The organism is Methylophilus sp. Leaf408 (genome assembly GCF_916856905.1).
Taxonomy (GTDB): Bacteria; Pseudomonadota; Gammaproteobacteria; order Burkholderiales; family Methylophilaceae; genus Methylophilus.
Map to the genome: position 1 here is coordinate 1,245,506 of NZ_CAKASK010000001.1, position 18,194 is coordinate 1,263,699.

Annotated in this window: 18 protein-coding genes and 1 pseudogene; 3 read left to right on the forward strand and 16 right to left on the reverse strand. The window is 49.3% G+C overall.

Translation table 11 applies throughout. The features are described from left to right. Positions 1-207: 207 nt before the first annotated feature. The 8 genes and pseudogenes from LPA26_RS05650 to LPA26_RS05685 all read right to left on the reverse strand — a co-directional run. Positions 208-894 (reverse strand): Bax inhibitor-1 family protein, encoded by a 687-nt coding sequence (locus LPA26_RS05650; protein ID WP_055825994.1) that lies wholly within the window; start codon positions 892-894, stop codon positions 208-210. Between the two features lie 125 nt (positions 895-1,019). Continuing rightward, the gene (lpxO, locus tag LPA26_RS05655; protein WP_229007626.1) at positions 1,020-1,919 is read right to left on the reverse strand and encodes a lipid A hydroxylase LpxO; all 900 of its coding nucleotides are present in this window, start codon (positions 1,917-1,919) and stop codon (positions 1,020-1,022) included. A gap of 83 nt (positions 1,920-2,002) precedes the next feature. Beyond that, entirely contained in the window at positions 2,003-3,049 is a 1,047-nt protein-coding gene (gene nagZ, locus LPA26_RS05660) for a beta-N-acetylhexosaminidase (RefSeq protein WP_229007627.1), read from the reverse strand. Positions 3,050-3,097: 48 nt separating this feature from the next. Beyond that, entirely contained in the window at positions 3,098-4,225 is a 1,128-nt protein-coding gene (locus LPA26_RS05665) for a class I SAM-dependent methyltransferase (protein ID WP_229007628.1), read from the reverse strand. A 47-nt stretch (positions 4,226-4,272) separates the two neighbouring features. Next, the gene (locus LPA26_RS05670) at positions 4,273-4,965 is read right to left on the reverse strand and encodes a queuosine precursor transporter (protein ID WP_055867468.1); all 693 of its coding nucleotides are present in this window, start codon (positions 4,963-4,965) and stop codon (positions 4,273-4,275) included. Beyond that, positions 4,962-5,759, reverse strand: a complete 798-nt coding sequence (locus tag LPA26_RS05675; protein ID WP_055867470.1) for an ABC transporter permease — start codon at positions 5,757-5,759, stop codon at positions 4,962-4,964. The genes LPA26_RS05670 and LPA26_RS05675 overlap by 4 nt, the downstream gene beginning before the upstream one ends. After that, positions 5,756-6,667, reverse strand: coding sequence for a nickel ABC transporter permease (nikB, locus tag LPA26_RS05680; protein ID WP_229007629.1), 912 nt, complete (start codon positions 6,665-6,667; stop codon positions 5,756-5,758). Before nikB ends, LPA26_RS05675 begins: the two co-directional genes overlap by 4 nt. A gap of 97 nt (positions 6,668-6,764) precedes the next feature. Then, positions 6,765-7,241: pseudogene (locus LPA26_RS05685) on the reverse strand (L,D-transpeptidase family protein); the annotation flags it as partial. Positions 7,242-7,365: 124 nt separating this feature from the next. On the opposite strand from LPA26_RS05685, the gene LPA26_RS05690 reads away from it, so the two are divergent. After that, positions 7,366-8,055 carry a VIT family protein gene (locus LPA26_RS05690; protein ID WP_229007630.1) on the forward strand — a complete coding sequence of 230 codons (690 nt, stop codon included), beginning with the start codon at positions 7,366-7,368 and terminating at the stop codon, positions 8,053-8,055. On the opposite strand, the gene LPA26_RS05695 is transcribed toward LPA26_RS05690, so the two are convergent. Together LPA26_RS05695 and rlmD are read right to left on the reverse strand one after the other, a co-directional pair. Beyond that, positions 8,056-9,510: an ABC transporter substrate-binding protein gene (locus tag LPA26_RS05695; protein WP_229007631.1), complete on the reverse strand. Its 1,455-nt coding sequence runs from the start codon at positions 9,508-9,510 to the stop codon at positions 8,056-8,058. Between the two features lie 29 nt (positions 9,511-9,539). After that, positions 9,540-10,898: a 23S rRNA (uracil(1939)-C(5))-methyltransferase RlmD gene (rlmD, locus tag LPA26_RS05700; RefSeq protein ID WP_055826010.1), complete on the reverse strand. Its 1,359-nt coding sequence runs from the start codon at positions 10,896-10,898 to the stop codon at positions 9,540-9,542. Between the two features lie 65 nt (positions 10,899-10,963). Here rlmD and LPA26_RS05705 point away from each other — a divergent pair, with 65 nt between their 5' ends. Next, a complete protein-coding gene (locus LPA26_RS05705) occupies positions 10,964-11,470 on the forward strand; it encodes a hypothetical protein (protein ID WP_229007632.1) in 507 nt (168 codons plus the stop codon). 18 nt (positions 11,471-11,488) lie between these two features. Here the strand turns inward: LPA26_RS05705 and LPA26_RS05710 are convergent, their stop codons facing one another. The 6 genes from LPA26_RS05710 to cysM form a co-directional block, all read right to left on the reverse strand. Further along, positions 11,489-12,277, reverse strand: coding sequence for a 3'-5' exonuclease (locus tag LPA26_RS05710; RefSeq protein WP_229007633.1), 789 nt, complete (start codon positions 12,275-12,277; stop codon positions 11,489-11,491). Positions 12,278-12,459: 182 nt separating this feature from the next. Further along, positions 12,460-12,939: a hypothetical protein gene (locus LPA26_RS05715; protein ID WP_055827264.1), complete on the reverse strand. Its 480-nt coding sequence runs from the start codon at positions 12,937-12,939 to the stop codon at positions 12,460-12,462. A gap of 200 nt (positions 12,940-13,139) precedes the next feature. Continuing rightward, a complete protein-coding gene (locus LPA26_RS05720) occupies positions 13,140-13,526 on the reverse strand; it encodes a YdbL family protein (protein WP_055827267.1) in 387 nt (128 codons plus the stop codon). 92 nt (positions 13,527-13,618) lie between these two features. Next, positions 13,619-13,903 (reverse strand): hypothetical protein, encoded by a 285-nt coding sequence (locus LPA26_RS05725; RefSeq protein WP_370634328.1) that lies wholly within the window; start codon positions 13,901-13,903, stop codon positions 13,619-13,621. 48 nt (positions 13,904-13,951) lie between these two features. Continuing rightward, positions 13,952-15,916, reverse strand: coding sequence for a hypothetical protein (locus tag LPA26_RS05730; protein ID WP_229007634.1), 1,965 nt, complete (start codon positions 15,914-15,916; stop codon positions 13,952-13,954). 23 nt (positions 15,917-15,939) lie between these two features. Continuing rightward, complete coding sequence (gene cysM / locus LPA26_RS05735; protein WP_229007635.1) at positions 15,940-16,833, reverse strand: cysteine synthase CysM; 894 nt, start codon at positions 16,831-16,833, stop codon at positions 15,940-15,942. Between the two features lie 194 nt (positions 16,834-17,027). On the opposite strand from cysM, the gene LPA26_RS05740 reads away from it, so the two are divergent. Then, the gene (locus LPA26_RS05740; RefSeq protein ID WP_055826019.1) at positions 17,028-18,188 is read left to right on the forward strand and encodes a diguanylate cyclase; all 1,161 of its coding nucleotides are present in this window, start codon (positions 17,028-17,030) and stop codon (positions 18,186-18,188) included. Positions 18,189-18,194 lie beyond the last annotated feature (6 nt).

Consider the following 18,194-nt stretch of genomic DNA (forward strand, 5'->3'; position numbering starts at 1 on the left):
CTGTGCAAAAACCAAACCAAGTGCATTAAATTTTTTTATTTATTTAAATCATATACTTACGTGTTAATTTATCTTTACAGCCACTTTATTCTGGTTACAGTAAACCAGCATGGTTCTTAACAACCAATACTAGCCATAAAGAAGATAAAATCAGGCAATAAAAAACCCGCCGTAGCGGGTTTCTTTTTTATTGCTAGTTATTAGTGCTTAATCACGGTTACCTAGCAAAGCCAGCAAGATGTTCAACAGGTTAACAAACAGGTTATAAACATCAAGGTACAGATTCAATGTCGCCATTACATAGTTAGTCTGGCCACCACGTACAATCTGGTTTACGTCATACAAAATGTAAGCTGAGAAAATAAGTACTGATACACCAGAGATAGCCAATGATAATGCTGGAATCTGGAAGTATAAGTTTGCTAAACCGGCAACAATCACCAGAACCAAGCCAACCATCAGGAATTTACCAATGCCACTGAAGTCACGTGCCGGGGATGAGCCGATACCAGCCAGAGTTAAAAAGGTAATCCCTGTACCCGCTGCAGCCAAACCTACAATCTCGGCACCATTACGTAAATGCAACGCATACTGGAGAATTGGGCCCAGCATAATGCCGAATGCGAATGTCATTGCCAACAGCAACCACACACCAATACTGCTATTCTGGTTAACAGCAATCAGTTTGAACATACCAAACATCACAGCCAGGAAGCCGATTGCAAATATGAACGGATGCGCCGCCAAAAATCCAAAATTCATTTGCAGGCCTACATAGGCACCAATGACGGTTGGAATCATACTCAAGCCGAGTAGTGCATATGTGTTGCGCAACACGCGGTTCTGCGTATCGGATACATTACCCTCACGACCTAAAACTTGCATATCAGACATAATGTTTTCTTCCTCTCAAATAAAACGTTATTACTTTTAACTTCAAAACCTTTAACTTTCAAGAACTAAGATAAGGGCAAATGGACAAAGTTTCAAGTTTAATCATCACTTTTAGACTATTTATCCTAAATTTTCCAGATGGCATAAATCACTAGTGCGATTAGCATGATTCTGGTGATTTGATAAACTGTCCGGTTCCAGCGTTTGAAGCGGCGACGATATTGTCCAACTACCCAGGCGTAGTGAAACAGGCGGTTAATCACACCGGTCTGGTCACCATCTTCATTGGGGGAGCTGGCCGCTGTCACAATGGTATTAGCTAAAAAACGATTTACAGACTGTGCCCAGCGATAACGCATTGGACGCTCGATATCGCAAAACAGGATGATGCGGTTTTCATCGGTTTTGTTATACGCTTCGTGTATGTAAGTTTCATCAAACATCACCGCTTGCCCATCGCGCCAGCTGTAATTTTCGCCATCAACCTTGATATAGCACAAGTCATTATTCGGCGTTGCCAATCCCAGGTGATAGCGCAATGATCCAGCATAGGGGTCGCGGTGCGGATTCAAGTGCGCACCTGGTGGCAGTTCGGCAAACATGGCGGCTTTTACACTGGGGATACTTTGCAGCAAAGCTACGGTTTGCGGGCAATAAATGCTGGCAGAAGGATGCTCTGCGTCATACCACTTCAGGTAAAAACGTTTCCAGCCGGTTTTGAAAAATGAATTGAAACCGGCATCGTTATTGTTTTTAGCGGCGGCAATACGTTCCTGGTCGCGCACATGCAGGGCTTCCTTGAGGATGTCCTGCCAGCGGTCGCTGATCACTTTCAGTTCTGGGAACTCGCTGACTTGCACGTAAGGCGTCGTCGGTGCTTTTGAAAACAGGTATAAAAACACATTAAAGGGCGCCACAATGCCTGAGTGATCAAACAGTTGCCTGTAAAACTTATGCCGCACCTTGCCGCGAAAGTGCACGTAGCTGACAGAGGCCAAAAATATCCCTAAAACAATCCATTTCATAGCAATTACCGATGATTGAGCTTGAAAAATTACTTTTTAATTAAGTGCTTAGCTTACTTTATCCTGGCGTGATTAGAAAGGCTTCATGCAAACAAATCTGCTTCTTTTAAGCCCACCAGCGCAACCCGTTTTACGGCATCTACATAATCAGCTGATTCACGTAGCGCAACCATATCTGCCGGGTGATGCGCGCCGTGCATACGCGCCAAGCGCGCAATCGTTTGTGCAGAAATGCTCCATTCGAGGTTTTCCAGTAACTCATCCGTCAGATCTGGGCGGTTGCACAACAACACCATATCGCAACCGGCATTCAGCGCCGCCAGTGTGCGTGCTGTCACATCGCCCGCTACGGTGGCGCCTTCCATACTCAAATCATCGCTAAAAATCACGCCGTTAAACCCCAGGCGCTCACGCAATACTTTTTGCAACCAGCGCGGCGAGAAACCGGCAGGTTTTTCATCCACTTTAGGATAAATCACGTGTGCTGGCATAATCGCATGCAAACCCTCATCAATCATCTGGCGGAAAGGTTGCATGTCGTTTTGCGCAATCTGGTCAAACTCACGATCATCCACCGGAATACTGACATGTGAATCAGCTACCACAAAGCCGTGCCCGGGAAAGTGTTTGCCAACTGCCGCCATACCGCCTTTTTTAAGGCCCTGCATCAAATGAAAGGCTAATTCATTAATTGCCTGCGGATCGCGGTGAAAGGCACGGTCGCCAATGACCAGGCTATCGCCGTAATCCATATCCAGCACCGGGGTAAAACTGAAATCCACACCATGTGCACGCAACTCAGCTGCCAGGATATATCCGGCCTCTACTGCCAACTCTTTCGCTTTACGCGGATTTTTGTCCCAGATATGGCCAAACTCACGCATGGGTGGAATTTTTGTAAAGCCTTCGCGAAAGCGCTGCACGCGCCCGCCTTCATGATCGACCGCAATCAATAATGGCGGCTGGCGCACGGCATGAATACTGGCAGTCAGCGCTTTCAGTTGCTCGGTACTTTCAAAGTTACGTGCAAACAAAATCACGCCCCCCACCAGCGGGTGTTGCAAACGGCGGATGTCATCAGCAGTGAGTTCTGTGCCAACAACATCCAGCATGACGGGACCTAAAGACATAAAGTTTCCTGATGTTTTCTATGAATGATTTAACCTGTTTGGCCCAGGCTAGCTCAATTTTAAACGATAAAGGCTGGTTACTTCTTTTGATCTTGCGGCAAACAGCGGGTCCTGCTTATCCTGTGATTTACCATGTTTAGGCTGCGTGTCTAAACGCTCAATCACTTGCAAGCCAGCTTCAGCGATCCAGCCGGTTAAATCATCTGGTTTACGCAAGCCAATCAGCTCCGCCAGATTTGACATGACCAGCCAGGCCTCACCATCCGGGTTTAAATGCGCTTTAACGCCACTTAAAAACCCCTTCAGCATCTGGCTATCGGGATCATATACCGCTTGCTCGATCGGCGTGTTGGCCTTAGCTGGCAGCCACGGCGGATTACACACTATTAAATCGGCTTTGCCTTCCGGAAACAGGTCTGCTTCAACAATCTGAATATTGGTATGCATATTCAGGTGCTGTAGGTTGTCTGCAGCGCAGATTAAAGCGCGTGGACTGGTATCCGTAGCAATGACATTTTTTACGCCACGGGTCACCAACACGGCGGCGATGACACCGGTACCGGTGCCTATATCCCATGCAACCTGAGGATTATTGAGTGGGGCTTGGTCAATCAGTTCCAGATACTCACCACGTACGGGCGAATACACCCCGTAATGGGCGTGGATATTGGCATTCAGCGCGTGGATGGGGACGCCCTTTTTACGCCATTCATACGCGCCGACCATACCTAACAGCTCACGCAACGAAAGTACCAGGCGTGCGGGTAATTTGTCTTTTTTCTCATCAACAATCAATGCGCCCTGCACTGCCGCTTTCACATCCGGTGCACGCGGTAAATCACATTGCCCGTATTTAAGCTCAATCAACACTTTATTCGTGATGTTGGCACGGCCGATCTGGCGTGCACGGTGCTGGTGAAAAGTCTCCAGCATCGTAGCGGCGGGTTTGACCGGTTTGCGATCTACACGTCGCGTAATCGCCTGCAATAATTGTTTGGCATTTTGAAAATCGCCACGGTAAAGTAAAGCGGTGCCTTCGCACGCCAGACGATAGGCCTCGTCTGCTTTGGTCGTGTCATCTGCGATGACTACGGCTTTTGGCGGCAGATTGCCTGCTTCTGACTGCCAGTCAGCGGCTTGTGTTTTGTTTTTTTCGTACCAGTTAATTTGGTTCAATGGGGTTCCGATAGGTATATGGATAAAAATAGGACGGATGGCACACGTTAAAGTTTGAACGGGCTAAAGTCCGTATGCGTGTCGTAGTAATCTTCATTTTCTGCACGCTTCAGAAACGCAACGATTTTATAAGTAACTGGCGTAAAAGCAATTTCAACCAGCACTTTGGCGACAAATTGCGCCAACACGATTTGCGGCATCATAGCATCCGGAAACTCTCCAGAACCATAAAATGCCAGAGGAAAAAACAATATCGTATCTACCGCTTCACCAAATAGTGTCGAGCCTATGGTACGACTCCATAACCAGCGCCCCTTGGTGAGGATTTTCATTTTGGCCATGACAAATGAGTTCACAAACTCTCCTGCCACAAATGACACTAATGAGGCGATGGCAATACGTGCTGTCGAACCAAATACCGATTGATAGGCAGCCTGATCGTGCCATTCAGGCGCCGGTGGAAGTGCTACTATGACCCATGCCATCAGGCTGGCAAAAGCCAGGCAAATAAACCCGGTCCAAATCACCCGCCGGGAGGCGGCATAGCCATACACTTCAGTGAGGATATCTCCAAAAATAAAGCTGATCGGAAAAAACATAATGCCCGCACCAAACGTCAGCGCACCCATCAACGGCATATGAATCTCGGTGATCTTACCTGGGCCAATAATATTGGAGCAGACCAGCACCACGGCAAAAGCCGCCATGATCAGGTCGTAATAACGATATTGCTTTCTCATGATCTGGATTCGCTTCGAACATCCAGTTTGTCACGCAGCACATCGCCACCCAGGTTAATCGCGAGAATCAGGCTCATCATGCATACACCTACTGTCAACACATAATGCGGGGCTACCAGCATAAACCTGACTGCATCCCGCAGCATGGCACCCCACGAAGCATTCGGTGCTTGTATACCTAGCCCCAGAAAAGACAGTGACGCTTCTGCGATCATGACGCTGGCCATGCTGTAAGCGGCTTCAACCAATAAAATAGAAATCAGCAGCGGCAATATATGCAACAGCATCACCCGTAATGAACTGGCACCAAGTGACTCTGCCGCCAATACATGCAATCGTTCCCGCAATGCCAGCGTTTGCCCACGGGATAATCGCGCATAAGTCACCCAGCCTGTTAGGCATAAGGCGAGGATCAAATTATTAATACCCGCGCCTAATACCGCAGCAAATGCAATCGCCAGTAAGATACCGGGGAATGCCAGGAAAATATTGGTAAGCTGCATCAAGGCATGATCGAGTTTTCCGCCCTTGTAACCGGCGAGCAAACCAATACAGATGCCTATGGTCATGGTCACTGCGGTGACTATCACGGTGACCATAAAAGAAACTTCTACGCCGCGGATCACACGCGCCAGGATATCGCGACCGAGGTCATCTGTACCTAACCAGTGTTGCAGGCTGGGCCATTGCAGAATCGCTTCAAGATCGGTGTGATTGGGGTTTGTGCCAACGATATGAGCCATGATGACTGCAAACAGCCAGAAAGCCAGCGTAGACAATGAAAAAGTTTTCATCGTGCGCCTCTGGTGCGAGGGTCAAGCCAGCGATAAGCGAGATCCGTTGCCTGGTTGATCAGCACATAGCTCAATGCGATCACCAGCACACATGCCTGTGTCACCGGGTAATCGCGCTTCTCAATGCTATCCACCAGCAGGCGACCTATGCCGTTCCAGCTGAAAATGGTTTCGGTAATCACAGCACCCGCCAACAGACTACCCATTTGCAAACCGACAATGGTTACCAGGGGCAGCAAAGCTGCACGCAATGCATGTTTTAATAAAACCTGCCGTTCGCTCAGGCCTTTGGCACGAGCAGTGCGGATATAGTCTTCGTTCAACACTTCCAGCAGGCTGGTGCGTGTCATGCGTGTCAGAATGGCACTCAGGCCTAAGCCTAGGGTCACCGCTGGCAAGATAATGGAGGCAGGACTACCCATGCCGCTGACCGGCAACCAGCCTAACCACACCGCAAATACCAGCATCAAAACCGGCCCCAGCCAGAATGCGGGCATGGCGGCGAGACGGATACTCACCATGGTCACCATGACGTCCTGCCAATGTCCGGCTTTCAGAGCTGACCATATTCCCAGCGGAATACCTATCAATAAGCCTATGCTTAATGCAGTGAATGCGAGTATCAGTGTTGCGGGATAAGCCTGTGCCAGCAATTGCGTGATGGGTGTTTGGGTATGAATAGAGACGCCAAAATCCCCTTTAAAGATGTTCGAAACATATTGCCCAAACTGCAGATACAAAGGCTGATCCAGGCCAAGCTGGACTTTAAGCAACTCGCGATCTGCCGGGCTGGCGGATTCGCCCAGCATGACATCGACAGGGTCGCCGGGTACCATATGTAACAAGGCGAAGGTCAGACAGAGTACGCCAATGATCACTGGCAATAATGAGGTGAGGCGTTTAATCATTCACTCCATGGGGAATAGATTGACCTTCTACACCCCGAGCTTCTGTCTGTTGATCATTTTGCAATAGATTAGGCCGCTTTTGATCTTGTGGCGATTGATCTTGAATATTTACGGTAGTACCGACCGGCACCTGGTCAAATAACGCAATTAAATCAGCATTGCGCATGCGTACACAGCCATGCGAGCCAGGCGCACCAAACTCAGTCGCCTCCGGCGAGCCGTGTATGTAAATATAACGCTGCATGGTATCGACATTTCCCAGGCGATTTTTGCCAGGCTCTGTGCCACTTAACCAAAGAATGCGGGTTAATATCCAGTCACGCTCAGGGAATTGCTCCTTTAATTCAGGCGTAAATATTTCTCCAGTCGGCCGGCGACCTCTGAATACCGTATTCTCAGGCACATCAGCACCAATTTTGGCACGGATAATATGGCTGCCCAATGGCGTACAACCGCTATCTTTGACACACCCAACGCCATTAGCGGCAGTGGAAACTGCATAACGGCTAAGCTGCTTGCCGCTGTCGTCAAACAGCGTCAAAGTCTGTGCAGGGATGGATATTTCAATGTGCATATGCATTATTCTAAGCGATTTGCCGGGGATTTGCCTTGAGAATGGCCGCTGATTTAATGGCAGCTCTATTTCACGCGGTAAATTACATTACAATCTTTGCCATTACGTTTAATGAGTTTTGCTTATGCCGCATCACGAAATGCATTTTTTACAGCGCAGCGGCTGGTTAAGGGCTTCAGTGCTGGGCGCTAACGATGGCATTATTTCCACCGCCAGCCTGTTGATGGGTGTCGCGGCGGCAGGTGCTGGTAATCATGCATTGTTGATTACCGGTATTGCAGGACTGGTCGCTGGCGCTCTTTCGATGGCGACTGGTGAGTATGTATCCGTCAGTTCGCAAACGGATATCGAGCAAGCGGATCTTGCCCGCGAAGCCAGGGAATTGCGGGAAGACCCGGATAGTGAACTGCGCGAGCTGACCGGCATTTACGTCCAGCGCGGATTACCCCAGGAGCTTGCGATTCAAGTTGCGCAGGCACTTTCACATCATGATTCGCTGGCCGCGCATGCACGCGATGAACTGGGATTGCATGACTTTAACCAGGCGAACCCTTTGCAGGCAGCGATGGCTTCGGCGCTGGCATTCACCAGCGGCGCTGCCCTGCCCTTGCTCATCGCCTGGCTCGCCCCTCATGCGCAAGTGCAGCTATGGTTAATCTGCAGTACCTTGCCGTTTTTGGGATTACTGGGTGCAGTGGCTGCGAAGGCCGGTGGTGCCAGTGTGTGGAAAGGAATGAGCCGTGTTGTGATTTGGGGTGCACTGGCGATGGCCGCAACTGCCCTGATTGGCCATTGGTTCGGGGTAAACCCTTAACTATTCATGGGATGGCTGGAACACAACTTTGGCCAGCCCGTCCCAATTACCGTCTGGCATCGGCTGGTAGGCTTCGACACTGCTGCGATAAGCTGCGAACTGGCCTTCATACCAGAGCGGTATATACGGTAACTGTTCATGAATGCGGCGGGTGACTGCTGGCCAATCTTCATTTTTCAGCAAGGTATCCAGTTCAGCATCCCGGTAACCGCCACGGTTAAAGCCTTGGGGTGGCGCACTGCCTGAACCAAACACTTTGCTATAGATTTCCGGGGTTTTAATACCCACCCAGGTCAGCCCTGATAGCTGAAAATTACCTTTTTGCACATCGGCAAAGAAAGTGCCCCAATCCAGGCTTTTAATCTGTAAATCAATGCCTGCTGCCTGCATTTGTGCCTGCAAAATCGTGGCCAATCGCACGCGTTGCGGGTCGGTGCTGGTTTTGTATACCAGCGTTAGCGGTAGTTTGATGCCTGCTGATTGCAATAGCTGCCTGGCCAGTTCCGGCTGATAGCTGTACGGCTGTAATGCAGGATTTCCAGCATAATGTTCTGGCGGCAGGATGGCATTTGCCTGCCGGCTGTGGCTGACCATGACCTTGTGAATAATTGCCTGGGTATCAATGGCATAGGCTATGGCACGCCTGACCCTGACATCGCGCAGGAATTCAGCCTGCACATTCAAGCCGAGATACGAATAGTTGGCACCAGCCACGGTTTGCACTGTGATATCTGGCTGTTTTTGCAGGTATTTCACCAGTTCAGGCGGCAAATCTCCCTGAATGAGATCCGCTTCACCTCGCTTGAGTTTTAGCACACGAACATTTGGGTCCTTGACTTCATTGAAGCTGACTTTGAGACCGTCACTCAGCCTGACTAGCTCAAGCTCGCTATCCCAGCAATTAAGTTTGAATGGTCCACTGCCAACAGGTGCATGACCAAAATCATGCCCCGCTGTAATCAGTTCAGCGGGTAAGATACCGATAATCAGCCTGGCCGGGAAATGGGGATCCGGGCGGCTGAGCTCAAAATCAATGGTGTGTGAATCCGGCGTGCTGATCTGTTTGATATGCTTGAATTCAGCAGTATGTGGCGAGTTTTTGAGTTGCAACAAACTTTCATAAGTAGCTTTCACGTCGGCAGCGGTCAATGGTTTGCCATCATGAAAGACTGCCAATGGCCGCTGAAGCTGAAAGCGGTAATGCAATGCATCCTGCATTTGCCATGAAGCTAACCCTGGCACCTCATGCGAAGCCGAATCAAACTCAACCAGCCGCTGATAAAGCAGATGATTAACCCGCTCCGAAGCGGCATCTGTGGCATACCTTGGATCCAGGTTAACTGGCGCTTGTGCGATTGCAAACACCAGCGCGCGCGGCTCAGTGTCTGACTGGCAGCCTGACAACACCAGCGCAATCGCTAATAAGCTATAGCCTGCAACTCTTCTCAACAACATGTCAAATGCCTTCAAGCAACTTCGCTAAATCAAACGCGTTCAAACACAGCGATTGATTCCACATGTGCGGTGTGCGGGAACATATTCATGACACCTGCGGCTTTCAACTGATAGCCTTTAGACTGGGTCAAAATCGCTACATCACGTGCCAGCGTAGAAGGATTACAGGATACATAGACGATTAACTGAGGCGCGCCTTGGCCATCATCCGGCAATGACTTGATCAGCTCCATCGCGCCATCACGTGGCGGATCAATCAGCCATTTATCAAAATAACCCAGGCCTTGCAGCAGTTCCGGCGTCATATCAAACAGGTCAGACTCGGCAAACTCGACATTACTGATGCCATTTAAATGGGCATTTTCAATCGCGCGTTTAACCAATGCCTGTGCGCCTTCTACACCGTAGACTTGGGCACCACTGCGGGCGATTGGCAACGTGAAGTTTCCCAGGCCACAGAAAAAGTCGGCAATGCGCTCACCCGCTTTGGGTTGCAACAATTGCATGGCGCGACGGATCATCACCCGGTTGATACCCGGGTTTACCTGGGTAAATTCTATCGGGCTGAACGGGTATTCCAGGTTGTATTCAGGCAGGCTGTAATGCAGGCGGTCACTGTGGCCGAATAAGGGCTTGGCGGTGTCCGGGCCTTTGGTCTGCGTCCAGAATTGCACGCCATGCCGTTCCTCAAACGCTTGCAACAAAGGCAAGTCACGTTCTTCGAGCGCTTCCAGGATACGCAGAAGCAATACAGTGGCATCTTCGCCGACTGCCAGTTCAATCTGCGGCAGTGACTGCCTGACGCTTAACTGCCCTATCAATTCCTTTAGTGGCACAATCAGGTCAGAAATGGCTTTAGGCAGCACCTGGCAGCTATCCATAAACGTGACATAGCTGGTACCTTTTTCATTGAAGCCTACCAGTACGCCGCCTTTTTTCTCTACATACTTCACCCGCAGACGCGCTTTGTGACGGTATTGCCAGGGCGTACCCTGGATTGGTGGCAGTATTTTTTCAGGCTTGATACGGCCAATGTGCCATAAATCTGCTTCCAGCAACCTTTGCTTGGCAGCCACTTGTGCAGAAAACTCCAGATGCTGCATGGCACAGCCGCCGCACGTGCCGAAATAGACACAGCCTGGGGTAACGCGCTGGCTGGAAGGTTTAAGCACTTCCAGCGTGGCGGCAACTTCATAGGTAGCTTTTGAATAATGCGACGCAAAGCGCACTTTTTCAAACGGCAATGCGCCTTCGATGAAAACGACTTTGCCATCGACATGCGCGACCCCTCGACCTTCCTGGTCCAGGGATTCGATGACGGCGATGCGGGATGTTTGTTTCGCCATGGACGCTGGCGACAGGCGGGTTCTTTGACGGTTGCTTCTCATAGCTGTTATTTTACCTGAATTGGGCTTACAATCCTTCACGAAGCACTGCAAATAAGGGAGACCATATGTTAAAAAAATGGAGTCTATGTATTGCTCTGGTGATGGCAGTTTGCTCCGCAACTTGCCTCGCAGATGTCGCCATCCAGCAGGATGAACATGGTGTGGATTATGTGACTGGTGGAATCGGCTCGGAAGAAGTTGAGGCGCTGGAAGCGTTTAAAAAGCAATTCAACCTGTATTTCCTGTTTTCGGAAGGTAAGATCGGCCGGCTGGTAGATGGCGTCAGTATCACTATCATTGATGCCAAAAAACAGACCGTATTCAGCCTGGATCAAGCGGCCCCCAGATTACTGCTCAATCTACCTAAAGGCAAATATTCCATTATTGCCAGCTACCAGGGAAATACCCAGCGTTACACTTTCACCAGCAACGCAAAAAAACATCAGCGTGTGATTCTGAACTGGAAGAATGCCAATCTCGATGAAGATTCACGTGAAGACAACAGGGAAGAAGACGCGACACCTGATGAAATTAAAAACGATACCAGGGCCGCATTGCCTGGCACTAGCTGACTTTAAGCTGCTGATGCTTTAAGCTGAGCTAACTGGGGTCCAGGCCGCCAGAAATTGTTGCCAGTGCGTGCCGCCGTAACCAGTCAAGGTCTCACGCGTCACGCGGATTTCTTCTTCATATTCCGCTTCGCTTAAATGGCCGCGCATTTTCAGAAAACGCAAATAAACCAGATGCGTATTAGCAACATCTGTTTCACAGTAATCGCGTATCGCCTTGATTTCACCATTTAAGTACGCTTGCCACACCTTGCTGCCGTCCATGCCGAGTTTACCGGGGAAGCCACATAACTGTGCCACCTGATCCAGAGGCGCATTGGCACGGCCGCTATACATTGCCAGCACATCCATCAGATCCAGATGACGCATATGGTAGCGGCTGATGTAGTTATTCCATTTAAATTCTTTATCATCCTCACCCAGATCCCAGTAACGTGGCGCAGTAATGCCGTGCACCATGGCGCGATAGTGCAAAACCGGCAAATCAAAACCAGCACCATTCCAACTGACGATATTTGGCGTGTATTTTTCAATGCCGTCAAAAAATCGCTGGATGATTTCTGCTTCGGAGGCATCTTCGTCGCCCAAGGTCCAAACCTTGAACTGGTTGCCTTCACGCAAAGCACAGGAGACAGCGCACACACGTTGCAAATGATGCGGTAGAAAATCATTACCGGTTTGCTGTCGGCGTTGGTGAAAAGCGATATTGGCTACGTCAGCATCACTCAAACCGGAAGGAAGGTCGTGCAATTGACGTATGCCGTCAACATCGGGAATAGTTTCGATATCAAACACAAGGCTGCGAAGCATAAGAGCCACAATCCGGCAGGATTGCCTACAAAATAATATGGTCGTAACCATATCACAGGCAATGGCTACCTCACTAGCCGAAAATCCTCATCTTTAAGCAATTTAAAGACTTTGGGGAATTAATTCACCAGTCAATTGTTCACAGGCATTGGCCTTAAAACCAGCCAATCACCTGCTAAAAATCAGGCAATTTCCAGCTGTAAAATATCCTGATCATTATTTTCCTGCAGCCATTCCGCAGGCGCTTTGTGCAATCGGATCGGCGTTTTCATCTCGTCCCCTTCAAACGTCAGGATGGCGTAGCTAATATCCTCTGGCGCTTCAATGGGGGTGAATTTACCAAAACCAAAATCAGCGTTACGCATGACTTGCCAGGCACCTACCGGCTCGGTGTATTCAGGCTTGGAAAAATAATGTGCGATTTGCTTGTCAGTCGCAGTTTTGAGCACGCAATCATTTTCGCGTGACATTACCGACCAGCGATAATCCAGACCGTCGGCAATCGGCTGCAACTGCAAGATATACCAGTGCAAATTTTCACGCACCAACTGTATCAACGATCGCACGCGGCCAGTTTGCTGATTCAGGATATAGTAGATCCCGGAATCTTCCTGTCGGATAGGTTGGCCCAAACGAGGTAGAACGAAAAGATTATTTGCCACAACAAACTCCTTCCATTGCAATATGCACTTAGTTTGCATGCAATGACCATGCCTGAAATTTAAATAAAGTGCTTTTACCCCTTTGTTTTTTGATTTGTTGTAGCGGCAAAAATATTACTCAACTGCTTTTTAACGCATGGTCATTTCATAAAACTTGAATAATCTATTTTCTTTACAAGGCCTTAGCGCGATGCAGCCAATTACTTCCTGGCCCACTGTCCGTCGCGCTGTACCATCCAGCCTGCTTGCGCTCTATCAATCCAGCGCTGGGCGAATGTGCGTTGTATCTCACCTTCCCACTCCGGGTGACCATTTGCGGCAGCAATTCCCTGATATAGCTTTGCGCGGTCAGCATTTTCATCTTTCACCAGCGCGGTCAGCGCACTACGTTGGGACAATGGCACCAATCCGGCATCCTTCACGGCGACAAATCCATCAGCAGTCAATCCCACTGCGCCCGATAGATAATGCGGTGATAGCAATTGATGACGGTTTTGCATACTGGCTTTTACTGCAGCAACAGCGGGCGTGTTTACATCAAGGTCGGCTGCTGCATGTACCTGCATCGACAACAATCCAAATATCATGCCAAATATCAGATGCTTAAAGTTGTGATAGCAATCAAGCGTAAATAGTTGCAATTTCCCTAACCATGGTTTGCGTATTTTGATGATTGAACTCATGGTGCAGACTCCTGATTAACGGATGGTGTCACTGCTGGTGTGGCTGCAGGGACATTGCTTTCTTTAGGGGTTGGGTTGGGCGCCTTGTCCGGAGTATGCGCAGGAGCTTGGCCAGCAGGTGTTTGCCAGATTTCGTCGATCACTTTATCGGCTGCTTTTTCAGCCGCCGCGGCAGGAAAGTAGATATTGATCGTGACGCAAGCGGTCAATCCGCACGCGGCAACTGCCAGTAAAAATCCATTTACCCAATGCCGGTATGGTTTAGCAAAAGCGAGTTTCAATCTGGTTCCTTTCACAAAATTCCGCTTGTTTTAATCAGTTAACAAGTTCTAGTCGATAATGATTTTACTATTACTATCCGTTACCCGCTGCATGCGTGCCAGCACATCTTTCCAGCTGACATACCTGGTGTACCCGTTCACATTGACCGACGGCGCACCTTTGCCTTTGACAATCACAAAGCCATCGGGAATCGCTTCCACCCCACCCATTTTGCAGATATCACCACGCAATTCGCAGCGCAAGCCAATTTTCTCGTAGCCAAATTCTTTAAAGAACCGCAGGAAAGTGCGTTGCAAGGCTGCAGCCGTACCTTCACCACCCAGTGCGGTAATATTCTCCACGGCACGCTGCGATATCTTCTTCTCAAACGGTCCATCGGCAGTCTGGATGACAGCATCCATATATACCGGCTTCCAGTTTTGCAAGCGCAAGTGCCTGATATCGCCTTCCAGCTTGCCGGTAATCGAGCCAAAATTAAATGTACGCGTAATTTCACCCAGGTCTATATCGCGCATGGTGAAGTTGGCGTGCAGCTTTGGTACTGCACCTAAGGGGTCATCAATATCCAGGTCAGACATGCCAACCATGCCATTAAACAATTTAAACTGCATATCGCCTGTCATGCGCAACTCGTGGTTGGCATAGGTGATTAAGGGCACCGATCCGGTTATCTGGCCACGCATGGTCGGCCAGTCCAGCGACTGACTGAACTGTGACATGCTGATAGGCTGCATATCCATTCTCACATGCCAGACCATGCTTTGATTGATCCAGGCAGCGGAAAGATCCTGAAACTCCAGCGCACCATCCAGTATCGGCAACTTCAGGCTGGGTGAAGTGATCGAATAACGGTTCACCTCAGCCCACCAGCTGGTGGGGCCCAGCGGGACTTTTAAAACATGACCGGACTGGTAACCCATGGCTATCTGTGTTGGTTGCTCATAATCCCACGGGATACTGGCATTAAAATGGCTAAAGCCAAATTTGCCGAGCTGGTCTTCGAGGCTCGCATCGGTAATATTCAGGTGAAATTTTAAAGGCTGCAATCCTTTGGCTTCAAAAGACCAGTCAGCTTTGCCGGACACTTTCAGGTGACCAAATGCCGAATTGGGGATCAATGGCTGGATGAATGCCTGGTAAACGCCGTTAAAATCAACATCACTGGCATCGACCTTTAATAAATCAAATTCTTTGCTGACCAGGTTGACGCGGCTCTGGCTGTGCAATGTACCTACACCAGGTAAGTTAAGGGTCGCTTGCTCGACATCAAGATAAGGCTGTCGGTAAAACCCTTTGATTTCAAAGCGCTTGCTGCCATCGGCAAAATAAAACGGTTGCCAGAATAATTCACCCTGTTGCCAATCGAAAATACCCTGCCAGCGCCAGCCACCCGCTTGTTCATGCGCAGAAAGACTGACCTTACCGGTAAGTTTATCCGCCGCATGCAAGCCTTCTGCATCACTAAACTTTGCCTGGTTTACTGATAACTCCAGGTCTACGCCCCTTGCCATTTCACCGCTTTTACCGACCGATTTCCAGGTCGGGGTCACCAGCAACTCAAATGGGATGTGGGAACGGACATCTTGATACAAGCCATCTTCGCAACGCCAGGTTTGCGTAGCCGCTTGTGCTGGCACCAGACAATGAAGATGAAACTTGCCCCACACTGCGTCATGCAATGCTTTAACTTCAGCGTCCAGGGACAAAGTGGGTTGCAGGACCTTCTGACGGTAATCCAGGAAAATGCGTGAATGCCTGACCTGGTATGGCTCCATTTGCAGTTGATCGGAAGTAATCAGCAAGGTCGGGCGCTGGCTGATATCGAGTGAGATATTCGGTTTATCCAGTGTGGCATCACCCAGTGTCAGGCGTTGGGCATTGATTTTAACCTGTTGTTTGCTGCGTAAATCCAAGACGGCATTGGGTTTATCGAGTCGAAACAGGTCGCTGCTGATACTGTCTGCGCTTAAGCTAATTTGGCTGATGGCACAGGCCTGTGCTGACCATAACATCAGGCTCAGGCACCAGATGCGCATCAGTCTGGGAAAACTCCGGTCGACAGGTAACGGTCACCGCGGTCGCACACGATGGCGACAATCACGGCATTATTGACTTCTTTGGAAAGTTGTAGCGCGCAGTATAGAGCCCCGCCGCTGGAAATACCGGCAAAAATACCTTCTTTATGCGCGAGTTTGCGCGTGGTATCTTCCGCATGTTTCTGGCTGACGTAACGCAGCTCATCGACGCGTTTGGCATCAAAAATGGTAGGCATGTAGGCTTCCGGCCATTTGCGGATACCGGGAATCTGGGCGCCCTCTTCCGGTTGCACACCAATGATCTGGATGGCAGGATTCTGCTCTTTAAGAAATTGCGAGGTACCCATGATGGTACCCGTAGTACCCATGCTGGAAACAAAATGCGTGACTTTACACTCAGTATCACGCCAGATTTCCGGCCCGGTGCCTTCATAATGCGCGAGCGGATTATCCGAATTACCAAACTGGTCCAGCACAATGCCTTCGCCTTCAGCCTGCAGCTTCATCGCGACATCACGCGCCAGCTCCATGCTGCCGTCTTTGGGCGTCAGCACCAGCTCAGCACCATAGGCTTTCATGCTTTGGCGGCGTTCAACGGACTGGTTTTCCGGCATTACCAACACCATTTTATAACCACGCATGGCCGCCACCATCGCCAGCGCGATGCCGGTGTTGCCACTGGTCGCTTCAATCAGGGTGTCGCCAGGCTTGATATCGCCGCGTTGTTCGGCACGCAGAATCATGCTATAGGCAGGCCTGTCCTTCACCGATCCGGCCGGATTATTGCCTTCGAGCTTGAGCAAAATGGTATTGCTCTCATTCGGGTTCATGCGTTGCAAGGCGACCAACGGCGTATTACCGACAAAGTCATCTAAAGTTTTATATGGTTTCATCACAGACTGACAGAGATTGTGTTCCGGACCCGGAATCAACCGTCATCCAACATTTCAAATTTGAGGAATAATTTAATACACTCGCCAGCTTAATATATGTAAAATTCCCATATTGTTACTGAGTTAGCTGGTGAAGTACGCATTTTACATAAACTGACCGCATCACAAAAACAATAATTGCCGAGGAAAAAGGGATGTTGAAAAAGTGGCTTAGCCGAGTGCTTGTCGTCATGTTACTTCCGATCCAGCTTTTTCCGAAATTAACCGATACTGTTAACGTTCGTTACAAGGTTATTTTCCTCAATAATGTTTTCACCTTTGCCGGCCTTGTTTCCCTTGCAATGAGCGTGATCCGCTGGAATACCAATCCGTTTCTCGGCAAAGTCGACCTTTTATTCTCCTGTATCGCTTTTATCCTGCTATGGATACTGCACCGCCACCATAAACTGGTTGAATTAATTGCGAGCATTGCCCTTTGGCTATGTTTCGTACAATTTCTGATCGTGTTTTTTCTCGCCAACGGCAATCCAACTCGAAGCGGTCTGCTATTGCTGGTACTGGCTTCCGCTTTTTACCTCAAAGGTCGCAAAGCCGGGTATTCGATGCTGGCAATCATACTAGCTCTGGTGGTGGGCAATCATTTAACAGGAATGTTCCCTTCGGAATTCAATAACCTGGATATTCTCAGCCTGGGGTTTTACATGCTGGCCCAGTTTTTTATTATTCATAACTATGAAAGCCTGCGCGAAACACAAACCAACTACCTGAAAGCGTTAAATACGGATCTGGAAGCCCTGGTTAAGCAACGCACCGAACAGCTGGCGGCCGTGAATTCGGCGCTGGAGAAAGAAAAAGAAAACCTGACCAGACTTTCCAGCACGGATCATTTAACCGGCTTGAGCAATCGTCACCACTTCGAGACAGTATTTGCCGAATACTCTCCCGCTGCGCGTGGAAAAACGCCTGATGCGCTGATATTGATCGATATCGATAATTTTAAAAAAATCAACGACACCTATGGGCATGTGCTGGGTGATAAGGTGTTGAAGAACGTGGCAGCATGCATTAAACAACATAGCCGGATTTCGGATATTGTCGTGCGCTGGGGTGGTGATGAGCTGATTGTGTATGCGCCTCGCACGTCACTCAAGCAAGCCTCTCAACTGGCTGAAAAGATGCGCAAACAAATACATTTACTCAATATTAGCGAGATAGAGTCAATCACCATCAGCGCGGGGGTTGCCGCGATGCAAGCCGGTGATACACTCTCACACTTGCTGCACCGCGCTGACAATGCGCTGTATGAAGCCAAACAGGCCGGGCGTAACAATGTATATTCGGCTGAGTTAGGCTAATGCGCT

Bases quoted from the DNA above. Each gene is read 5' to 3' on its own strand.
- nikB (WP_229007629.1), bottom strand. From the start codon at position 6,667: ATGATTAAACGCCTCACCTCATTATTGCCAGTGATCATTGGCGTACTC.
- LPA26_RS05690 (WP_229007630.1), top strand. From the start codon at position 7,366: ATGCCGCATCACGAAATGCATTTTTTACAGCGCAGCGGCTGGTTAAGG.
- nagZ (WP_229007627.1), bottom strand. From the start codon at position 3,049: ATGTCTTTAGGTCCCGTCATGCTGGATGTTGTTGGCACAGAACTCACT.
- LPA26_RS05675 (WP_055867470.1), bottom strand. From the start codon at position 5,759: ATGAAAACTTTTTCATTGTCTACGCTGGCTTTCTGGCTGTTTGCAGTC.
- LPA26_RS05695 (WP_229007631.1), bottom strand. From the start codon at position 9,510: ATGTTGTTGAGAAGAGTTGCAGGCTATAGCTTATTAGCGATTGCGCTG.
- LPA26_RS05730 (WP_229007634.1), bottom strand. From the start codon at position 15,916: ATGTTATGGTCAGCACAGGCCTGTGCCATCAGCCAAATTAGCTTAAGC.
- lpxO (WP_229007626.1), bottom strand. From the start codon at position 1,919: ATGAAATGGATTGTTTTAGGGATATTTTTGGCCTCTGTCAGCTACGTG.
- LPA26_RS05650 (WP_055825994.1), bottom strand. From the start codon at position 894: ATGTCTGATATGCAAGTTTTAGGTCGTGAGGGTAATGTATCCGATACG.
- LPA26_RS05705 (WP_229007632.1), top strand. From the start codon at position 10,964: ATGTTAAAAAAATGGAGTCTATGTATTGCTCTGGTGATGGCAGTTTGC.
- LPA26_RS05670 (WP_055867468.1), bottom strand. From the start codon at position 4,965: ATGAGAAAGCAATATCGTTATTACGACCTGATCATGGCGGCTTTTGCC.
- LPA26_RS05740 (WP_055826019.1), top strand. From the start codon at position 17,028: ATGTTGAAAAAGTGGCTTAGCCGAGTGCTTGTCGTCATGTTACTTCCG.
- rlmD (WP_055826010.1), bottom strand. From the start codon at position 10,898: ATGAGAAGCAACCGTCAAAGAACCCGCCTGTCGCCAGCGTCCATGGCG.
- cysM (WP_229007635.1), bottom strand. From the start codon at position 16,833: ATGAAACCATATAAAACTTTAGATGACTTTGTCGGTAATACGCCGTTG.
- LPA26_RS05720 (WP_055827267.1), bottom strand. From the start codon at position 13,526: ATGATATTTGGATTGTTGTCGATGCAGGTACATGCAGCAGCCGACCTT.
- LPA26_RS05710 (WP_229007633.1), bottom strand. From the start codon at position 12,277: ATGCTTCGCAGCCTTGTGTTTGATATCGAAACTATTCCCGATGTTGAC.